Here is an 18,854-nt window from a genome sequence, read left to right as displayed (position 1 = left end):
CCCCCGATCCTGCCACGCCCCACTGACAGTGAGAGCCGTTCGGACCGGGCCCCGGTCGCCCGAGCGCCCTCCAGGCCCGGGCCCCGGCGCTGTCACCGCCCCGTGCGAGGATCGGAGACGTACCTCACACGTGGACGCGAAGGAGAGCAGCTCGATGGCCACGAAGCCGCCCAAGGGCGATCCGGTTCAGGACGCGCCGCAGGTCAGCGAGCCGAAGCAGGCGGCAGCGGGGCTGCCGGCCATCAAGCACACCCTGCGCATCGCCCAGCAGCAGATGGGGGTGCGCCGCACCGCGCTGACACTGCTGCGCGTCAACCAGAAGGACGGCTTCGACTGCCCCGGCTGCGCCTGGCCCGAGCCGGAGCACCGGCACACGGCGGAGTTCTGTGAGAACGGCGCGAAGGCCGTCGCCGAGGAGGCCACCCTGCGCCGGGTCACCCCGGACTTCTTCGCCGCCCACAGCGTGGCCGACCTCGCCACCCGCAGCGGCTACTGGCTGGGCCAGCAGGGCCGCCTGACCCACCCCATGTATCTGGCGGAGGGCGCCGACCACTACGAGGCGGTGCCCTGGGAGCGGGCCTTCGACATCGTCGCCGAGGAGCTCGCCGCACTCGGCTCCCCCGACGAGGCCCTCTTCTACACCTCCGGCCGCACGAGCAACGAGGCCGCGTTCCTGTACCAGCTGTTCGCCCGCGAACTCGGCACGAACAACCTGCCCGACTGTTCCAACATGTGCCACGAGTCGTCGGGTTCGGCGCTGACCGAGACGATCGGCATCGGCAAGGGCAGCGTCCTGCTGGAGGACCTCTACAAGGCGGACCTGATCATCGTCGCCGGACAGAACCCCGGCACGAACCACCCCCGGATGCTCTCCGCCCTGGAGAAGGCCAAGGCGGGCGGCGCGAAGATCATCACGGTCAATCCACTGCCCGAGGCGGGCATGGGGCGCTTCAAGAACCCGCAGACCCCCCAGGGCATGTTCAAGGGCGCCGCCCTCACCGACCTGTTCCTGCAGATCCGCCTCGGCGGCGACCAGGCCCTCTTCCGCCTCCTCAACAAACTGATCCTCGAGACGAACGGCGCCACCGACCAGGCGTTCATCGACGAACACACCCACGGATACGAGGAGTTCGCCGAGGCCGCCCGCACCGCCGACTGGGCCGGGACGCTCGCCGCGACGGGCCTCACCCAGCAGCAGATCGAGGAAGCCCTCCGCATGGTGCTCGCCTCCGAGCGCACCATCGTGTGCTGGGCGATGGGCCTGACCCAGCACAAGCACGCGGTGCCGACGATCCGCGAAGTCGTCAACTTCCTGCTGCTGCGCGGCAACATCGGCCGCCCGGGCGCGGGCGTGTGCCCCGTGCGCGGCCACTCCAACGTGCAGGGCGACCGCACGATGGGCATCTTCGAACGGCCCGCCCCGGCCTTCCTGGACGCCCTGGAGAAGGAGTTCGGCTTCGCCCCGCCACGCGAGCACGGCTACGACGTCGTACGGGCCATCCGCGCCCTGCGCGACGGCGAGGCGAAGGTCTTCTTCGCGATGGGCGGCAACTTCGTGTCCGCCTCGCCCGACACCGAGGTGACCGAGGCGGCCATGCGCCGCGCCCGCCTCACGGTGCATGTGTCGACCAAGCTCAACCGCTCGCACGCTGTCACGGGCGCGCGCGCCCTGATCCTGCCGACCCTGGGCCGTACGGAACGCGACCTCCAGGCCGGTGGCGAGCAGTTCGTGACCGTCGAGGACTCCATGGGCATGGTGCACGCCTCACACGGCCGTCTGGAGCCCGCGAGCGGGCACCTGCTGTCCGAGACGGCCATCGTGTGCCGGCTCGCCCGCCGCGTGCTCGGCGACAAATCCCGCACCCCCTGGGAGGAGTTCGAGAATGACTACGCGACGATCCGCGACCGCATCGCGCGCGTGATCCCCGGCTTCGACGACTTCAACGCGCGCGTGACCGGTTCCGCCGGCGGCTTCGCGCTCCCCCACGCGCCCCGCGACGAGCGCCGCTTCCCGACAGCCACCGGCAAGGCCAACTTCACGGCGGCACCGGTCGAGTACCCGGCGCTCCCCGAAGGCCGGCTGCTGCTCCAGACCCTGCGCTCGCACGACCAGTACAACACCACGATCTACGGCCTCGACGACCGCTACCGAGGCATCAAGAACGGCCGCCGGGTCGTCCTCGTCAACCCCGAGGACGCCAAGGCGCTGGGCGCCGCGGACGGCTCGTACGTCGACCTGGTCAGCGAGTGGCAGGACGGCGTGGAGCGCCGCGCCCCCGGCTTCCGCGTCGTGCACTACCCCACCGCCCGGGGCTGCGCCGCCGCCTACTACCCCGAGACCAACGTCCTCGTACCGCTCGACGCCACCGCCGACACCAGCAACACCCCGGCCAGCAAGTCCGTCGTCGTCCGTCTGGAACAATCGACAACCGACTGAGCGTTTGCTCAGCCAGGCAGTGAGCAAGATCGGTCCACAGCGACACGACGAACGGAGCCGGGCCCCATGGGCGAGCAGCACACCCCGACGTTCCCGCAAGAGGTCATCGACGAGTACGCGGCACTCGGCGTCGACCTGCCCGCCCTCTTCTCCGCCGGACACCTCGGCACACGCATGGGCGTCCGGATCCTCGAGGCCTCCGCGGAGCGGGTCGTCGGCACCATGCCCGTCGAGGGCAACACCCAGCCGTACGGGCTGCTGCACGGCGGCGCCTCCGCCGTCCTCGCCGAGACCCTCGGCTCCGTCGGCTCCATGCTCCACGGCGGCAGCTCCAAGCTCGCCGTGGGCGTCGACCTGAACTGCACGCACCACCGGGGCGTACGGTCCGGGCTGGTCACCGGAGTGGCCACACCCGTGCACCGGGGGCGCTCCACGGCGACGTACGAGATCGTGATCAGCGACGAGGAGGGCAAGCGCGTGTGCACCGCCCGCCTGACCTGCCTGCTGCGCGAACTCCCCGCGAAATAGCGGCCGTTCGGGGGGCGGCGGGACGGGCGGGGAAGGACGGGACGGACCGGGTACCGGCGGAACCGGAGCCTTTGGCCCAGCACGAAGCATGACCGGCCTCGGGCCCGTCGAACCGGACTTCCCACCCGCCCCGACGCCCCTCACCCCGCCCCCGACGACGCCGTCGGGGGCGAACTCCCCCCGCCTGCCGGACCGTTGGGCCACACCGCCCGTCCACCACCGCCGGGCCCTCCAGGCGCTCCCCGCCGCCCTGGCGACGGCCGCCGCCCCCGCCCCGCCGCGCCGACCTACCAGCTCTCGCCACCCGCACGACACCCTCCCCGCCACTGACAGTCAAGGCCGGCCGGCCCCGGCGCCTCGCCGCGCGCATCTCCGTACCCGACTGCCGGGCCCTGCCCCACGGCGTCAACATCCCCCGCCTGGACCTGATCCTGCGCACCCCACAAGCACAGCAGCCGTACAGCTTCCTCGTCGGCGGCAACCGCCCACGCACCCTCTCCCGGCTGCCGCACACCGCGTGCCCCCCACAGGGAAGTAACACTGTGTAACCTGCATGCAATACAAGGAATGGCCGTCGCGCCGCCTTGCCAACGCTCCCTCAGACGCCCCGCCCAGCCCCGCCCCAGCCCTCGCAAGATCACTTGGAGCCCCTGAGCGGAACAGGGCGTTCTCACCATGCGGTCACGGGGAGCACCGCGCCAGGCCCCCGACCGACCGCCCCCCACCCCCGAGCCCAACCCACGGCATAACAAGAGCGTCACAGCCTGTCCCCATCTCCTCCCCGACGCCGCCACCTGCGCTTATAGTCACGGCCAGTCACCGCGCCGCCGGGCGCGTCTGCAGCACGGCCCAGCAACACCCCAGTACGGCCCGGCGAGACACACGGCCCTCCAGCAGGAGGGTCGCGCCAGGGAGAGGATTGATCGTGCGACACCGTTCCTTGCTGATACTCACCACCGTGCTCACCACCGGAGCACTCACGCTCACCGCTTGCGGATCGCGCGACGACGACAAGGGCAGCGACAGCGGCAGCAAGACGACCGTGGTCATCGGCGTCGACGCGCCCCTCACCGGCCAGAACTCCGCCACCGGCCTCGGCATCCAGTACGGCGTCCAGATCGCCGTCGACGACGCCAACAAGAAGAACCTCGTGCCCGGCGTCACGTTCAAGGTCAAGGCCCTCGACGACAAGGCCGTCCCGGCCAGCGGCCAGCAGAACGCCACCGCCCTCGTCGCCAACAAGGACGTCCTCGGCGTCGTCGGCCCGCTGAACTCCGGTGTCGCCACCCAGATGCAGCAGGTCTTCGACACGGCCGGCCTCGTCCAGATCTCCCCGTCGAACACCGCCCCCGAGCTGACCCAGGGCAAGAACTGGCAGAGCAAGAAGGAACGTCCTTACAAGACGTACTTCCGCACCGCCACCACCGACGCCCTCCAGGGCGGCTTCGCGGCCGACTACGCCTACAACACCCTGAAGAAGCGCAAGGTCTTCATCGTCGACGACAAGCAGACCTACGGCGCCGGCCTCGCCAAGCTCTTCAAGCAGAACTTCAAAAAGGCGGGCGGCAAGGTCACCGCCGAGGACCACATCAGCGTCGGCGACACCGACTTCTCCTCGCTCGTCACCAAGGTCAAGAACTCCGGCGCCGACCTGTTCTACTACGGCGGCCAGTACGACGAGTCCGAGAAGATCACCAAGCAGCTCAAGGACGGCGGCGTCGACATCCCGCTGTTCGGCGGCGACGGCATGTTCTCCGACACCTACATCGAGACCGCCGGCAAGCCCTCCGAAGGCGACCTCGTCACCTCCGTCGGCGTCCCCGTCACCACCCTGCCCGCCGCCAAGGAGTTCATCGCCACCTACAAGGCGAAGAAGTACCCCGGCGACTACGGCACCTACGGTGGCTACTCCTACGACGCCGCCACCGCCATCATCAAGGCCATCGGCAACGTCGTGAAGGACGGCAAGGTCCCCTCCGACGCCCGCACCAAGATCGTCGACGAGGTCCAGAAGACCAAGTTCGACGGCATCGCCGGCCCCGTCGCCTTCGACGAGTACGGCGACACCACCAACAAGCAGCTCACCGTCTACCAGGTCGTCAAGGGCAAGTGGAAGGCCGTCAAGAGCGGCACCTACAACGCCGGCTGACCCACCCGGCACCACAGCACCACCCGGGCCGCGCGGCACCCACCACACGCCAGCCGCGCGGCCCGCTCCACTCAGTCTGCTCACCTTCCACACCCACATGGAGGCCGCGCGGTGCACACCCTGCCGCAGCAGCTGGCCAACGGGCTGTTCCTCGGCTCGATGTACGGGCTGATCGCCATCGGTTACACGATGGTGTACGGCATCGTCCAGCTCATCAACTTCGCCCACGGCGAGATCTTCATGACCGGAGGCTTCGGCGCACTCACGGTCTACTTCTACGTCCTGCCAGACGGCACATCCATGTGGATAGCCCTCCCGGCGATGCTCATCGGAGGCGGCCTCATCGCCGTACTCATCGCCGTCGGGGCGGAACGCTTCGCCTACCGGCCCCTGCGCGGCGCACCACGCCTCGCCCCCCTCATCACCGCCATCGGCCTCTCCCTCGGCCTCCAGCAGGTGGTCTTCAACTTCTACCCGGACGCCAAGACCGACAGGACCTTCCCCCAGCTGGGCACCGAGTCCTTCAACATCGGCTCCGTCCACATCCAGAGCGGCCAGCTCTTCATCATCATCGCCGCCCCCATCTGTATGGCCGCTCTCGGCTTCTTCGTCCGCCTCTCCCGCACCGGCCGCGCCATGCAGGCCACCGCCCAGGACCCGGACACCGCCCAGCTCATGGGCATCGACACCAACCGCATCATCGTCATCGCCTTCGCCATCGGCGGACTCTTCGCCGCGGTCGCCGCCGTCGCCTACGGCCTGCGCTACGGCCAGATCAAGTACGACATGGGCTTCCAGATGGGCCTCAAGGCCTTCACCGCGGCCGTCCTCGGCGGCATCGGCAACATCTACGGCGCCATGCTCGGCGGAGTCGTCCTCGGCGTCGCCGAAACCCTCGCCACCGCCTACATCGACGGCATCCCCGGCATGCAGCAGCTCGGCGGCGGCAGCTGGGCCCCCGTCTGGGCCTTCGTCCTCCTCATCCTCGTACTGCTGCTGCGGCCACAAGGCCTCCTCGGCGAACGCGTCGCGGACAGGGCGTGATCACCATGACCACCCCCGCCACCAGCACCGAGAAGACCGCGGCCGGCCTCATCCCGCTCCCCCAGGCCGCCGCCCGCCTCCTCATCGTCATCGGCGCCCTCGCCACCATCGCCAGCGCCTTCATGTCCTGGACCTGGACCGCCGCCTTCCCCGGTGACCTCACCGTCTACGGCTACCCCGCGGGCCTCCAGACCCTCGCCATCGTCGGCGCCGTCATCACCCTCCTCCTCGGCCTCACCCGCTGGGACATCCCCGCCCTGCGCTGGGCCAACCCCGCGAACGCCGCCTCCCCCATCGCCCTCGCCGCGGCCTCCGCCTTCACCGTCTGCTGGTACACCGGCATCGCCATCGCGGTCGACCTCGGCGGCCTCGCCAACCTCGACCCCGGCGCCTACGTCGCCATGGCCGCCTCCCTCATCGCCCTCCTCGGCGCCCTCGCCCTCCCCACCCCGGGCGGCACCTGGCGCGACTACCTCGCCAAGGCGGAGAACATCCCGCCCGCCGGCGAACTCGCCCCCTGGGTCCAGCGCCTCGTCATCACCCTCGCCACCCTCCTCGCCCTGATCGTCTTCACCTACGGCATCGGCGTGAACGACGACGAGAGCGAAACCTTCATCGGCTTCCTCTTCCTCGTCGTCTTCGGCGCCTGGGCACTCTTCGCCGCCGGCCTCCTCGACCGGTTCTCCACGATCAACGCCCAGCACAAAGGATTCGCCACCACCCTGGCCTTCCTCGCCGCCGCGATCTTCCCCTTCACCCAGAGCGACGACCACAACGCCAACCTCGGCGTGAACATCCTGATCGTCGGAACCGTCGCCCTCGGCCTCAACATCGTCGTCGGCCTCACCGGACTCCTCGACCTCGGATACGTCGCCTTCCTCGGCGTCGGCGCCTACGCCGCCGCCCTCGTCTCCGGCTCCGAGTTCTCCCGCTTCGCCGGCGTCCAGTTCCCCTTCTGGGCAGCGGCACTGACCGGCATGGGAGCCTCACTCGTCTTCGGCGTCCTCATCGGCGCCCCGACGCTCCGGCTGCGCGGCGACTACCTCGCCATCGTCACCCTCGGCTTCGGTGAGATCTTCCGCATCGCCGTCAACAGCCTCGACGGCTCCTCCGGACCCAACCTCACCAACGGCCCCAACGGCATCTCCCGGATCCCCGACCTCGAAATCTTCGGATTCAACCTCGGGATCTCCCACGACGTCGGCTCCTTCACCGTGGGCCGCTTCGCGAACTACTTCTTCCTGATGCTGATCATCACCGCACTCGTGGTGCTGGTCTTCACCAGGGCCTCGGACTCCCGCATCGGCCGCTCCTGGATCGCCATCCGCGAGGACGAGACCGCCGCCACCGCCATGGGCATCAACGGCTTCCGCGTCAAACTCATCGCCTTCGCCCTCGGCGCCTCCCTCGCCGGCCTCGCCGGTACGGTCAGCGCCCACGTCGGCTACAGCGTCAACCCGGCGCCGTACCAGTTCGCCGGCTCCGTGCCCCCGAACTCCGCCTTCCTGCTCGCCGCGGTCGTCCTCGGCGGCATGGGCACCGTCAACGGCCCCATCCTCGGCGCCACCCTGCTCTACCTCATCCCCGAGAAGCTCTCCTTCCTGAAGGAGTACCAGCTCCTCGCCTTCGGCATCGCGCTCGTCCTCCTCATGCGCTTCCGCCCCGAAGGCATCATCGCCAACCGCCGCCGCCAGCTCGAATTCCACGAGACCGACCAGATCGACGTACCGGAACAACGCCTGACCGAACCCACCGTCGGCGTCACGAAGGCAGGGGCGTGACCGACATGACCACCACCACGGCCACCTCCACCGTCCTCGAAGCCTCCGGCGTCACCATGCGCTTCGGCGGACTCACCGCCGTACGCTCCGTCGACCTCACCGTCAACAGCGGCGAAATCGTCGGCCTCATCGGCCCCAACGGCGCCGGCAAGACCACCTTCTTCAACTGCCTCACCGGCCTCTACGTCCCCACCGAGGGCAAGGTCTCCTACAAGGGCAAGGTCCTGCCGCCGAAGCCCCACCTGGTGACAAGCGCGGGCATCGCCCGCACGTTCCAGAACATCCGGCTCTTCGCCAACATGACCGTCCTCGAAAACGTCCTCGTAGGACGCCACACCAGGACCAAGGAAGGCCTCTGGTCGGCCCTCCTGCGCGGCCCCGGCTTCCGCAAGGCCGAAACCGCCTCCCGCGAACGCGCCATGGAACTGCTGGAGTTCATCGGCCTCGCCCACAAGGCCGACCACCTCTCCCGCAACCTCCCCTACGGCGAACAGCGCAAGCTCGAGATCGCCCGCGCACTCGCCAGCGAACCGGGCCTGCTGCTCCTCGACGAGCCGACGGCCGGCATGAACCCGCAGGAGACGCGAGCGACCGAGGAACTGGTCTTCGCCATCCGCGACATGGGCATCGCCGTCCTCGTCATCGAGCACGACATGCGCTTCATCTTCAACCTCTGCGACCGCGTCGCCGTCCTCGTCCAGGGCGAGAAGCTCATCGAAGGCACCTCGGAGGTCGTACAGGCCGACGAGCGCGTCATCGCCGCCTACCTCGGCGAACCCTTCGAAGGCGCCCCCGGCGACGCCGAGGCCGCCGAGGTCGAAGCCGCCGAAGCCCACGCCGAAGCCGCGGAGGCCGAAGCGGCCGAAGCGGCCGACAGCACCAGCGAGACCAGCACCACCGGCACGACCAGCACCACCGGCACCAAGGGAGACGCCCAGTGACCGCACTGCTCGAGGTCGAGGACCTCAGGGTCTCCTACGGCAAGATCGAAGCCGTCAAGGGCATCTCCTTCAGCGTCGAAGCGGGCCAGGTCGTCACCCTCATCGGCACCAACGGCGCTGGCAAGACGACCACCCTGCGCACCCTCTCCGGCCTGCTCAAGCCGACCGGCGGCCGCATCGTCTTCGACGGCCAACCGCTCACCAGCGTCCCCGCCCACAAGATCGTCGCCCTGGGCCTGGCCCACTCCCCCGAGGGCCGGCACATCTTCCCGCGCCTGACCATCGCCGAGAACCTCCAGCTCGGAGCGTTCCTCCGCAAGGACAAGCCCGGCATCGAGAAGGACATCCAGCGCGCCTACGACCTCTTCCCCATCCTCGGGGAACGCAGGAAGCAGGCCGCCGGAACCCTCTCGGGCGGCGAACAGCAGATGCTGGCCATGGGCCGGGCCCTGATGTCCCAGCCCAAACTGCTCATGCTCGACGAGCCCTCCATGGGACTCTCGCCCATCATGATGCAGAAGATCATGGCCACCATCGCCGAGCTCAAGTCCCAGGGCACGACGATCCTCCTCGTCGAACAGAACGCCCAGGCGGCGCTCTCACTCGCCGACCAGGGCCACGTCATGGAGATCGGCAACATCGTCCTCTCCGGCACCGGACAGGACCTGCTGCACGACGAGTCCGTGCGCAAGGCGTACCTGGGCGAGGACTGAGCCCGGCACGCCCGCCCCGCCCCGCCCCTACGGGCATACGAGGAGGCCCGCACCCCATGTTCCCGGGTGCGGGCCTCCCTTGATGTACGGCTGCGGGACGGGCTCAGCCCTTCGCGGACTTCTTCTCCTCGGCGTCCTCGATGACCGCCTCGGCGACCTGCTGCATGGACATACGACGGTCCATGGAGGTCTTCTGAATCCAGCGGAAGGCGGCGGGCTCGGTCAGCCCGTACTGCGTCTGCAGAACGGACTTCGCACGGTCCACCAGCTTCCGGGTCTCCAGACGCTGCGTGAGATCGACGATCTCCTGCTCCAGCGCCTTCAGTTCCGCGAAGCGCGACACGGCCATCTCGATCGCCGGCACGACGTCGCTCTTGCTGAACGGCTTCACCAGATACGCCATCGCGCCGGCGTCACGCGCCCGCTCGACCAGGTCGCGCTGGGAGAACGCGGTGAGCATGAGGACGGGCGCGATGCTCTCCTCGGCGATCTTCTCGGCGGCCGAGATGCCGTCGAGCTTGGGCATCTTCACATCGAGGATGACGAGGTCGGGGCGGTGCTCGCGGGCGAGCTCCACGGCCTGCTCGCCGTCACCCGCCTCCCCCACGACGGTGTAGCCCTCTTCCTCGAGCATCTCTTTGAGGTCGAGACGAATGAGCGCCTCGTCCTCGGCGATGACGACACGGGTCGTCAGCGGAGGCACGTGCGACTTGTCGTCGTCGGGCGCGTCTACGGGCTGGGGCGACTCGGGGGCGGTCACGGGGGCTCCTCGTTCAGGGGCGGGTACTGCTCCCAAGAGCCTACCTAGCTGCGGTAAGGTGGGGGCACGGCGGGTGACCGCCATCCTTTGTTTTACAGGAAGCCCCGGTAGTCCAGCGGTAGAGACACGGTGCTCAAACCACCGACAGCGTCGGTTCGAATCCGACTCGGGGCACTTTTCCTTCGATTCCAAGGTCGCAATCAGAAGCGGATGTTCTCGTTCTCGTGAACATCCGCTTTTTGGCGCATGAGGTCACGACCGGTGACGCAGAGTGGCCGCATGGAACAGCACAGCCCTTCGATTCGCGCTCACGCTGTCGCACTCATGCGCCAAGGCATCCCCAACCGCATAGTCGCGGAGCGCCTCAACGTTCCACGAGGGACGGTCGGCTGGTGGCGTAGCGAGGATCGCAGAGCACGCGGCGAAGCCTATGAGCAGCCAACCGACTGCCCCCACTGCACGGGCCGCGAGTTCGACCATGCTGCGTACGCCTACCTACTAGGCCTCTATCTCGGTGATGGACACATCATCTCGAAGCGCAAGCAGCACCACCTGTCTGTCTTCTGCAACGCAATGCAGACGGGGCTGATTACAGCCGCCGAAGAGGCCATGCGCAAGGTGATGCCGCTGCCGAGTGTCAAGCAGCGCTACAAGCCGGGCTGCGTCGAGGTGAAGTCCTACACCAAGCACTGGACCTGCATGTTCCCGCAGCATGGCCCCGGCAAGAAGCACGAGCGCCCCATCGTCCTCGAAGCCTGGCAGCAGGAGATCGTCGACGCCCACCCGTGGGAGTTCATCCGCGGACTCATCCACTCCGACGGGTGCCGCATCACCAACTGGACGACCCGGCTCGTCGGCGGTGAGCGCAAACGCTACGAGTACCCGCGGTACTTCTTCACCAATGTGTCCGACGACATCCGCCAGCTCTACACCGACACCCTCGACCAGCTCGGCATCCAGTGGACGCACTGCACCCGCAACGGAAACCCGTACAACATCTCCGTCGCCCGCAAAGCCTCCGTCGCCCTCATGGACGCCCACGTAGGCCCCAAGTACTGATCGTCCCGCCCCTACTTGGGGCTGTCGTCCTCGCCGATGTGGTGGACTCGGACCAGGTTCGTCGAGCCCGAGACGCCGGGGGGTGAGCCCGCCGTGATGACCACCACGTCGCCCTTCTCGCAGCGGCCGTACTTGAGCAGCAGCTCGTCGACCTGGTCCACCATCGCGTCCGTCGAATCCACGTGCGGGCCCAGGAACGTCTCCACGCCCCATGTCAGGTTGAGCTGGGAGCGCGTCGCCGGCATCGGGGTGAAGGCCAGGAGCGGGATCGGGGAACGGTAGCGCGAGAGGCGGCGGACCGTGTCTCCGGACTGCGTGAACGCCACCAGGAACTTGGCGCCGAGGAAGTCGCCCATCTCGGCCGCCGCGCGGGCCACCGCGCCGCCCTGGGTGCGGGGCTTGTTGCGTTCGGTCAGCGGCGGCAGGCCCGTGGCCAGGATGTCCTCTTCCGCCGCTTCCACGATGCGGGACATGGTGCGGACCGTTTCGACGGGGTACTTGCCCACGCTCGTCTCGCCGGACAGCATCACCGCGTCGGTGCCGTCGATGACGGCGTTGGCGACGTCCGAGGCCTCCGCGCGGGTCGGGCGGGAGTTGTCGATCATGGAGTCCAGCATCTGCGTCGCGACGATGACCGGCTTCGCGTTGCGCCTGGCGAGTTTGATGGCGCGCTTCTGGACGATCGGGACCTGTTCGAGCGGCATTTCCACGCCGAGGTCTCCGCGGGCGACCATGATTCCGTCGAAGGCGGCGACGATGTCGTCGATGTTCTCGACGGCCTGGGGCTTTTCCACCTTGGCGATGACGGGGAGCCGGCGGCCTTCTTCGTCCATGATCCGGTGGACGTCCTTGATGTCCTTGCCGCTGCGTACGAAGGACAGCGCGATGACGTCGAAGCCCTGACGGAGGGCCCAGCGGAGGTCGGCCTCGTCCTTGTCGGAGAGGGCGGGGACCGAGACGGCCACGCCGGGCAGGTTCAGGCCCTTGTGGTCGGAGACCATGCCGCCTTCGACGACGGTGGTGTGGACGCGGGGGCCGTCGACGGAGGTGACTTCGAGGCAGACCTTGCCGTCGTCGACGAGGATGCGCTCACCGGGAGTGACGTCGGCGGCGAGGCCGGCGTAGGTGGTGCCGCAGGTCTGGCGGTCGCCTTCGACGCCTTCCTCGACGGTGATGGTGAAGGTGTCGCCGCGTTCAAGGAGTACGGGTCCTTCGTTGAAGCGGCCGAGGCGGATCTTCGGACCTTGAAGGTCGCCGAGGACTCCGACGCTGCGCCCGGTCTCGTCGGAGGCCTTGCGGACGTGCTGGTAACGCTCCTCGTGCTCGGCGTAGGTGCCGTGGCTGAGGTTGAAGCGGGCTACGTCCATTCCGGCCTCGACCAGTGCCTTGATCTGGTCGTACGAGTCGGTGGCGGGGCCCAGAGTACAGACGATCTTTGCTCGGCGCATGGTTTGAGCCTAGGCCTTACTGGCGGGTAGAGAATTGGTCGGGCATGACTACTCAACAACCTTTGGGTAAAGGGCTATTGACAACTGTTGAATTGTGCGCCGGGCCGCTCCTATGAGCATTTCGGAGTTCGTTCGGCGTGTTTTCGAGTGCGTTCCGTGTGCCGTCGGCTACAGCCGCGGCGGGACCATGGTGAACCGAGCGTTGACCTGGGCGTAGACGTTCTGGCGTTGAGGTTCGAGGTCGAGGGGGGCGGTTTCCTCGGGGGCGGCGGCGCCGTAGGCCATGGAGCGCATGGCGCGGCCGGGGGCCGGAGGGTAGGGCGGGAGGTTGTCGGCGCCGATGTCGGCGAGTTCGACGAGGGCGGCGAGGGTGGTGCCGAGGGCGTCGGCGTATTCGCGGGCGCGCTGGACGGCTTCGCGCACTGCTTGCCGGCGGGCTTGGCGGTGGGCGGGTGAGTCGGGGCGCAGGGCCCACCAGGGGCCGTCGACGCGGGTGAGGTCGAGGTCGGCCAGTCGGGTCGTGAGTTCGCCCAGTGCGGTGAAGTCGGTGAGTTCGGCGGTGATGTGGACGCGGCCGTGGTAGGCGCGGATGCGTTCGCCGCGGCCGTGTTTGGTGAGTTCAGGGGTGATGGAGAAGGCGCCGGTTTCCAGTCGCTCGACGGCTTCCCCGTAGGTTTTGACGAGGTCGAGGGCGGTGGTGTTGCGGCGGGTGAGGTCGGTGAGTGCGTCGCGTCTGTCGGTGCCGCGGGCGCTGACGGTGATGCCTATGCGGGCGATCTCGGGGTCGACTTCGAGGTGGGCTTCGCCGCGGACGGCGATGCGGGGGGCTTCGGGGGTGCCGTAGGGGCCTGTGGGGCGGGGTTCCTCCGCGGTGGGGGTCATACGTCCCACTCTGTCACTGGGGGGTGCGGTGGGGTGGCTACTGGTCATCAGATCGCAACCTGCGGGGGCTGTTCGGGGGTGTGGCTGGTGGGCCAGAATCTACGCGCGTCATTGGCCTTTCCCGAGGAGTACGAGACATGCCGTTGAACCGTCGGAAGTTCTTGAAGAAGTCGGCCGTGACCGGGGCGGGGGTCGCGCTGACCGGCGCGGTCGCGGCTCCGGCGGCGCAGGCCGCGGAGGTGAAGGGCGGGGCGGCGAAGGGTGCCGGGAAGCGTCCGAAGCGGTATTCGCTGACGGTGATGGGCACGACGGACCTGCATGGGCATGTCTTCAACTGGGACTACTTCAAGGACGCGGAGTACTCCGACAAGGCGGGGAACGCGCAGGGGTTGGCCCGGATTTCGACTCTGGTGGACCAGGTGCGCAAGGAGAAGGGCCGCTGCAACACCCTGCTGCTCGACGCGGGTGACACGATCCAGGGCACGCCGCTGACGTACTACTACGCGAAGGTGGACCCGATCACCGCGAAGGGTGGTCCGGTTCATCCGATGGCGCAGGCGATGAACGCGATCGGGTATGACGCGGTGGCGCTCGGCAACCATGAGTTCAACTACGGCATCGAGACGCTGCGGAAGTTCGAGTCGCAGTGCCGTTTCCCGCTGCTGGGTGCGAACGCGCTGGACGCGAAGACGCTGAAGCCGGCGTTCCCTCCGTACTTCATCAAGAAGTTCCATGTGCCGGGTGCGCCGCCGGTGAAGGTGGCTGTGCTGGGGCTGACGAACCCGGGTATCGCGATCTGGGACAAGGCGTATGTGCAGGGCAAGTTGACGTTCCCGGGGCTTGAGGAGCAGGCGGCGAAGTGGGTGCCGAAGCTGCGGTCGATGGGTGCGGATGTCGTCGTCGTGTCGGCGCACTCGGGGTCGTCCGGGACGTCGTCGTACGGTGATCAGTTGCCGTACATCGAGAATTCGGCGGCGCTGGTGGCGCAGCAGGTGCCGGGGATCGACGCGATTCTGGTCGGTCACGCGCATGTGGAGATTCCCGAGCTGAAGGTGACGAACGCGAAGACCGGGAAGACGGTCGTGCTGTCGGAGCCGTTGTGTTACGCGGAGCGGTTGTCTCTCTTCGACTTCGAGTTGGTGTTCGAGAAGGGGAAGTGGGAGGTGGAGTCGGTGGTCGCGTCGCTGCGGAACACGAACGCGGTCGCGGACGACCCGCGGATCACCAAGCTGCTGTCGGACGAGCATGCGACGGTCGTGAAGTATGTGAACCAGGTGGTCGGTACGGCGACGGAGACGCTGACGACGGTCGAGGCGCGCTACAAGGACGCCCCGATCATCGATCTGATCACCAAGGTTCAGGAGGATGTCGTCAGGGCGGCGCTGGTGGGCACGCAGTACGCGTCGTTGCCGGTGATCGCGCAGGCGTCGCCGTTCTCGCGGACGTCGGAGATCCCGGCCGGGAAGGTGACGATCCGGGATCTGTCGAGTCTGTATGTGTATGACAACACGCTGGTCGCGAAGTTGCTGACGGGTGCGCAGCTGCGGGCGTACCTGGAGTACTCGGCGGAGTATTTCGTGCAGACGGCGGCGGGCACGGTGGTCGACACGGAGAAGCTGACGAACGCGAACAACCGGCCGGACTACAACTACGACTATGTGTCGGGTCTGGGGTACGAGATCGACATCGCGCAGGCGGCGGGTTCGCGGATCAAGAACCTGACGTACAACGGTGCGGCGCTGGATGATGCGCAGCAGTTCGTGTTCGCGGTGAACAACTACCGTGCGAACGGGGGCGGTGCCTTCCCGTATGTGGCGTCGGCCGCTGAGTTGTGGTCGGAGTCGACGGAGATCCGGACCCGGATCGCGGAGTGGGTGACCGCGAAGGGTGTGCTGGATCCGAAGGACTTCGCGTCGGTGGACTGGAAGCTGACGCGGGACGGTTCGCCGGTGTTCTAAGGGGGCAAGCGGGGTCCGGCAGGGGCCTGCGGGGTCCGGCAGGGGTGTGTCAGCGGCGTCGGCGGTGGTTTTCGTCGGCGCCGTTGGCGTGTGTTGTCAGCGTCCGTCGATGAGGGGCGTGAGGGCGTGGACCTGGCGGGCGGGTGGGATGTGTGGTTGCTGCTGGAGTCCGAAGGTGGTGAAGGCGGTGCGGTGTGGGAGGGGGTAGAGGTCCTTGCCGGTGAGGGAGTTGAGGATGGTGGCGCTGCGCCAGGCGGCGAGGCCGAGGTCGGGGGTGCCGATGCCGTGGGTGTGGAGTTCGGCGTTCTGGACGTAGGCGGTGCCGGTGACCGAGGGGTCGAGGTCGAGGCGGAACTGGTTGTCGATGCGGGGGCGTTCGGCGCTGTCGCGGCGCAGGTAGGGGTCGAGGCCGGCGAGGATGCGGCCGAGGGGGCGTTCGCGGTAGCCGGTGGCGAGGACGACGGCGTTGGTGGTGAGGCGGGAGCGGGTGCCCTGCTGGGCGTGTTCCAGGTGGAGTTCGACTTTGGTGGTGGCGAGGCGACCGGCGGTGCGGACGGTGACGCCGGGCGTGAGGACGGCGTCGGGCCAGCCGCCGTGCAGGGTGCGCCGGTAGAGCTCGTGGTGGATGGCGGCGATGGTGTCGGCGTCGATGCCTTTGTGGAGTTGCCATTGGGCGGCGACGAGCCGGTCGCGGACGGGTTCGGTGAGGGCGTGGAAGTAGCGGGTGTAGTCGGGGGTGAAGTGTTCGAGGCCGAGTTTGGAGTACTCCATCGGTGCGAAGGCCTCCGTGCGGGCGAGCCAGTGGATCCTCTCGTGTCCGGCGGGGCGGTTGCGGAGCAGGTCGAGGAAGACTTCGGCGCCGGACTGTCCTGAGCCGATGACGGTGATGTGTTCGGCGGTCAGGAAGCGGTCGCGGTGCTGGAGGTAGTCCGCGGCGTGGATGACGGGCACGCCGGGGGCTTCGACGAGGGGCTTGAGGGGTTCGGGGACGTAGGGGGCGGTGCCGACGCCGAGGACGATGTTCTTGCTGTAGGTGCGTCCGAGGGCTTCGGCTTCGCCGTCGGTGTCGAGTTGGGTGAAGTCGACTTCGAAGACGTCGCGTTCGGGGTTCCAGCGGACGGCGTCGACCTGGTGGCCGAAGTGGAGGCCGGGGAGGCTGTCGGCGACCCAGCGGCAGTAGGCGTCGTATTCGGCGCGCTGGATGTGGAAGCGCTCGGCGAAGTAGAAGGGGAAGAGGCGGTCGCGGGTCTTGAGGTGGTTGAGGAAGGACCAGGGGCTGGTGGGGTCGGCGAGGGTCACGAGGTCGGCGAGGAAGGGGACTTGGAGGGTGGCGCCGTCGATGAGGAGGCCGGGGTGCCAGTCGAAGCTGGGGCGCTGTTCGTAGAAGACGGTGTCGAGTTCGGTGAGGGGGTGGGCGAGGGCGGCGAGGGAGAGGTTGAAGGGGCCGATGCCGATGCCCGCCAGGTCGCGGGGTGCTTCGGGTTCGTGGCGTGGGGGGTGGGGCGTCGGGCTCATCGGGGGGTGTGTCCTTCCACCAGTTTCAGGAGCGCGGCCAGGTCGCCCGGCCGGGTGTGGGGGTTGAGAAGGGTGGCTTTGAGCCAGAGCTGTCCGTCGAGGACGGCGCGGCCGAGGACGGCGCGGCCTTCGGTGAGGAGGGTGCGGCGTACCGCGGCGACGGTGTCGTCGGAGGCTTCGGCGGGCCGGAACAGGACGGTGCTGATGGTGGGTGGGTCGTAGAGCTCGAAGCCGGGGTGTGCCTGGATGAGGCGGGCGAGTTCCTGGGCGTGGGCGCAGACCTGGTCGACGAGGGTGCCGAGTCCGTCGCGGCCGAGGGTTTTGAGGGTGACGGCGATTTTGAGGATGTCGGGGCGTCGGGTGGTGCGCAGGGAGCGGCCGAGGAGGTCGGGGAGTCCGGCTTGGGTGTCGTCGTCGGCGTTGAGGTAGTCGGCGTGGTGGTGGAGTGCGTGCAGGTCGTGGGGGTCGCGTACGGCGAGGAGGCCGGCGGCGGCGGGTTGCCAGCCGAGTTTGTGCAGGTCGAGGGTGACGGTGTGGGCGCGTTCGATGCCGTGGAGTCGGTGGCGGTGGCGTGCGCTGAACAGCAGTCCTCCGCCGTAGGCGGCGTCGATGTGGAGGCGGGCGCCGTGGGCGGCGCACAGGTCGGCGATGTCGGTGAGCGGGTCGATGAGGCCGGCGTCGGTGGTGCCCGCGGTGGCGGCTACGACGAGGGAGCCGCGTGGGCCCGGTAGTTCGGTGAGGGCTTCGTCGAGGGCGGCGGGGTCGAGGGTGCCGGCGGGGGCGGGGACGACGACGGGTTCGGGCAGGCCGAGGAGCCAGGCGGCGCGGGTGAGTGAGTGGTGGGCGTTGGCTCCGCAGACGAGCCGGGCGCCGCTGTGGGCTTCGCGGGCGAGGAGGAGGGCGAGTTGGTTGGACTCGGTGCCGCCGGTGGTGACGAGGGCTGTGCTCGTGTGTGGCTCGTTCGCCTCCGGGGCGCTGGTGCTGGTGTCGACGGTCGGCCGTGCTCGGTCACTCGTCCTTGTGCCGGCGTAGATCTCCGCGGCGAGAGCGTCGGTCACCAGCGCCTCCAGCTCCGAGGCGGCGGGGGCCTGGTCCCAGGAGTCGAGTGAGGGGTTGAGGGCGGAGGCGGCGAGGTCGGCGGCGGTGGCGACGGCGAGGGGCGGGCAGTGCAGGTGGGCGGCGCACAGGGGGTCGGCGGGGTCGGCGGCGCCTTCGGCGAGCATGCGGACGAGGTGGCGTACGGCGTCCGGGTCGCCCTTCTGTGGCAGGGCGTCGCCGACCGTGGCCCGCACCCGCGCGGCGACGGCCTGGGGTCCGCCTGCGGGCAGTGGTCCGCCGCGTGCCTGGCGGCCTTCCGTGAGTGCGTCGAGCACGGTCTCGAGCAGCGGCCGCAGCGCGTGGGGGCCTTCGGGACCTGAGGCGAGGGGCGGCGAGCTCATGGATGTCCTCCGGGGGCGCGCACAGCGTGGGGGTTCAGCGTGTACGCGAATCGGTTCGGCGCGCTTGTGCAGCACAACGATCCGACCCGAAAGGGGGTACTGCCGTGCGGAGGAAAGGTGGGGGGTGGACGGGCGTGCTAGGCGTGGGTGCCCGCGGGCTGATCATCCCGCCCGGCGGGTGGAGCCAGGAGGGGTGATCA

14 protein-coding genes and 1 tRNA gene are annotated in these 18,854 nt (G+C 68.7%); 10 read left to right on the top strand and 5 right to left on the bottom strand.

The window, feature by feature from the left end:
* Positions 1–154 precede the first annotated feature (154 nt).
* From SAVERM_RS32045 to SAVERM_RS32015, 7 genes are all read left to right on the top strand, one after another.
* Positions 155–2,437, top strand: a complete 2,283-nt coding sequence (locus SAVERM_RS32045) for an FdhF/YdeP family oxidoreductase (protein WP_010987627.1) — start codon at positions 155–157, stop codon at positions 2,435–2,437.
* Between the two features lie 66 nt (positions 2,438–2,503).
* On the top strand, positions 2,504–2,965 hold the full coding sequence (locus SAVERM_RS32040; protein ID WP_010987626.1) for a hotdog fold thioesterase: 462 nt from the start codon (positions 2,504–2,506) through the stop codon (positions 2,963–2,965).
* A 925-nt stretch (positions 2,966–3,890) separates the two neighbouring features.
* Positions 3,891–5,114: a branched-chain amino acid ABC transporter substrate-binding protein gene (locus SAVERM_RS32035; protein ID WP_037646936.1), complete on the top strand. Its 1,224-nt coding sequence runs from the start codon at positions 3,891–3,893 to the stop codon at positions 5,112–5,114.
* Positions 5,115–5,225: 111 nt separating this feature from the next.
* Positions 5,226–6,158, top strand: coding sequence for a branched-chain amino acid ABC transporter permease (locus SAVERM_RS32030; RefSeq protein ID WP_010987624.1), 933 nt, complete (start codon positions 5,226–5,228; stop codon positions 6,156–6,158).
* Between the two features lie 5 nt (positions 6,159–6,163).
* The gene (locus SAVERM_RS32025) at positions 6,164–7,939 is read left to right on the top strand and encodes a branched-chain amino acid ABC transporter permease (RefSeq protein WP_010987623.1); all 1,776 of its coding nucleotides are present in this window, start codon (positions 6,164–6,166) and stop codon (positions 7,937–7,939) included.
* Positions 7,940–7,944: 5 nt separating this feature from the next.
* Positions 7,945–8,880, top strand: coding sequence for an ABC transporter ATP-binding protein (locus SAVERM_RS32020; protein WP_062804704.1), 936 nt, complete (start codon positions 7,945–7,947; stop codon positions 8,878–8,880).
* The gene (locus tag SAVERM_RS32015) at positions 8,877–9,593 is read left to right on the top strand and encodes an ABC transporter ATP-binding protein (RefSeq protein ID WP_010987621.1); all 717 of its coding nucleotides are present in this window, start codon (positions 8,877–8,879) and stop codon (positions 9,591–9,593) included. The genes SAVERM_RS32020 and SAVERM_RS32015 overlap by 4 nt, the downstream gene beginning before the upstream one ends.
* Positions 9,594–9,696: 103 nt before the next feature.
* Here SAVERM_RS32015 and SAVERM_RS32010 read toward each other — a convergent pair whose 3' ends face one another.
* Positions 9,697–10,353 carry an ANTAR domain-containing response regulator gene (locus SAVERM_RS32010; RefSeq protein WP_010987620.1) on the bottom strand — a complete coding sequence of 219 codons (657 nt, stop codon included), beginning with the start codon at positions 10,351–10,353 and terminating at the stop codon, positions 9,697–9,699.
* A 101-nt stretch (positions 10,354–10,454) separates the two neighbouring features.
* Between SAVERM_RS32010 and SAVERM_RS32005 the strand changes: the two genes are divergently transcribed.
* Both SAVERM_RS32005 and SAVERM_RS32000 read left to right on the top strand, forming a co-directional pair.
* A tRNA-Leu gene (locus SAVERM_RS32005) sits at positions 10,455–10,527 on the top strand.
* A 105-nt stretch (positions 10,528–10,632) separates the two neighbouring features.
* Positions 10,633–11,412 (top strand): helix-turn-helix domain-containing protein, encoded by a 780-nt coding sequence (locus SAVERM_RS32000; protein ID WP_037646801.1) that lies wholly within the window; start codon positions 10,633–10,635, stop codon positions 11,410–11,412.
* Positions 11,413–11,423: 11 nt separating this feature from the next.
* Here the strand turns inward: SAVERM_RS32000 and pyk are convergent, their stop codons facing one another.
* Positions 11,424–12,860 (bottom strand): pyruvate kinase, encoded by a 1,437-nt coding sequence (gene pyk, locus SAVERM_RS31995; RefSeq protein WP_010987618.1) that lies wholly within the window; start codon positions 12,858–12,860, stop codon positions 11,424–11,426.
* 168 nt (positions 12,861–13,028) lie between these two features.
* Positions 13,029–13,742 carry an SIMPL domain-containing protein gene (locus tag SAVERM_RS31990; RefSeq protein ID WP_037646800.1) on the bottom strand — a complete coding sequence of 238 codons (714 nt, stop codon included), beginning with the start codon at positions 13,740–13,742 and terminating at the stop codon, positions 13,029–13,031.
* 137 nt (positions 13,743–13,879) lie between these two features.
* On the opposite strand from SAVERM_RS31990, the gene SAVERM_RS31985 reads away from it, so the two are divergent.
* Positions 13,880–15,700, top strand: a complete 1,821-nt coding sequence (locus SAVERM_RS31985) for a bifunctional metallophosphatase/5'-nucleotidase (protein WP_010987616.1) — start codon at positions 13,880–13,882, stop codon at positions 15,698–15,700.
* A 96-nt stretch (positions 15,701–15,796) separates the two neighbouring features.
* Here SAVERM_RS31985 and SAVERM_RS31980 read toward each other — a convergent pair whose 3' ends face one another.
* Positions 15,797–17,215: a lysine N(6)-hydroxylase/L-ornithine N(5)-oxygenase family protein gene (locus tag SAVERM_RS31980; protein WP_010987615.1), complete on the bottom strand. Its 1,419-nt coding sequence runs from the start codon at positions 17,213–17,215 to the stop codon at positions 15,797–15,799.
* A complete protein-coding gene (locus SAVERM_RS31975) occupies positions 17,212–18,654 on the bottom strand; it encodes a pyridoxal phosphate-dependent decarboxylase family protein (protein WP_010987614.1) in 1,443 nt (480 codons plus the stop codon). Before SAVERM_RS31975 ends, SAVERM_RS31980 begins: the two co-directional genes overlap by 4 nt.
* Between the last annotated feature and the right edge of the window lie 200 nt (positions 18,655–18,854).

This window comes from Streptomyces avermitilis MA-4680 = NBRC 14893 (genome assembly GCF_000009765.2).
Lineage (GTDB): Bacteria > Actinomycetota > Actinomycetes > Streptomycetales > Streptomycetaceae > Streptomyces > Streptomyces avermitilis.
The sequence above is the reverse complement of the archived record's forward strand: the minus strand, read 5'-3'. Positions and strand labels throughout refer to the sequence as shown.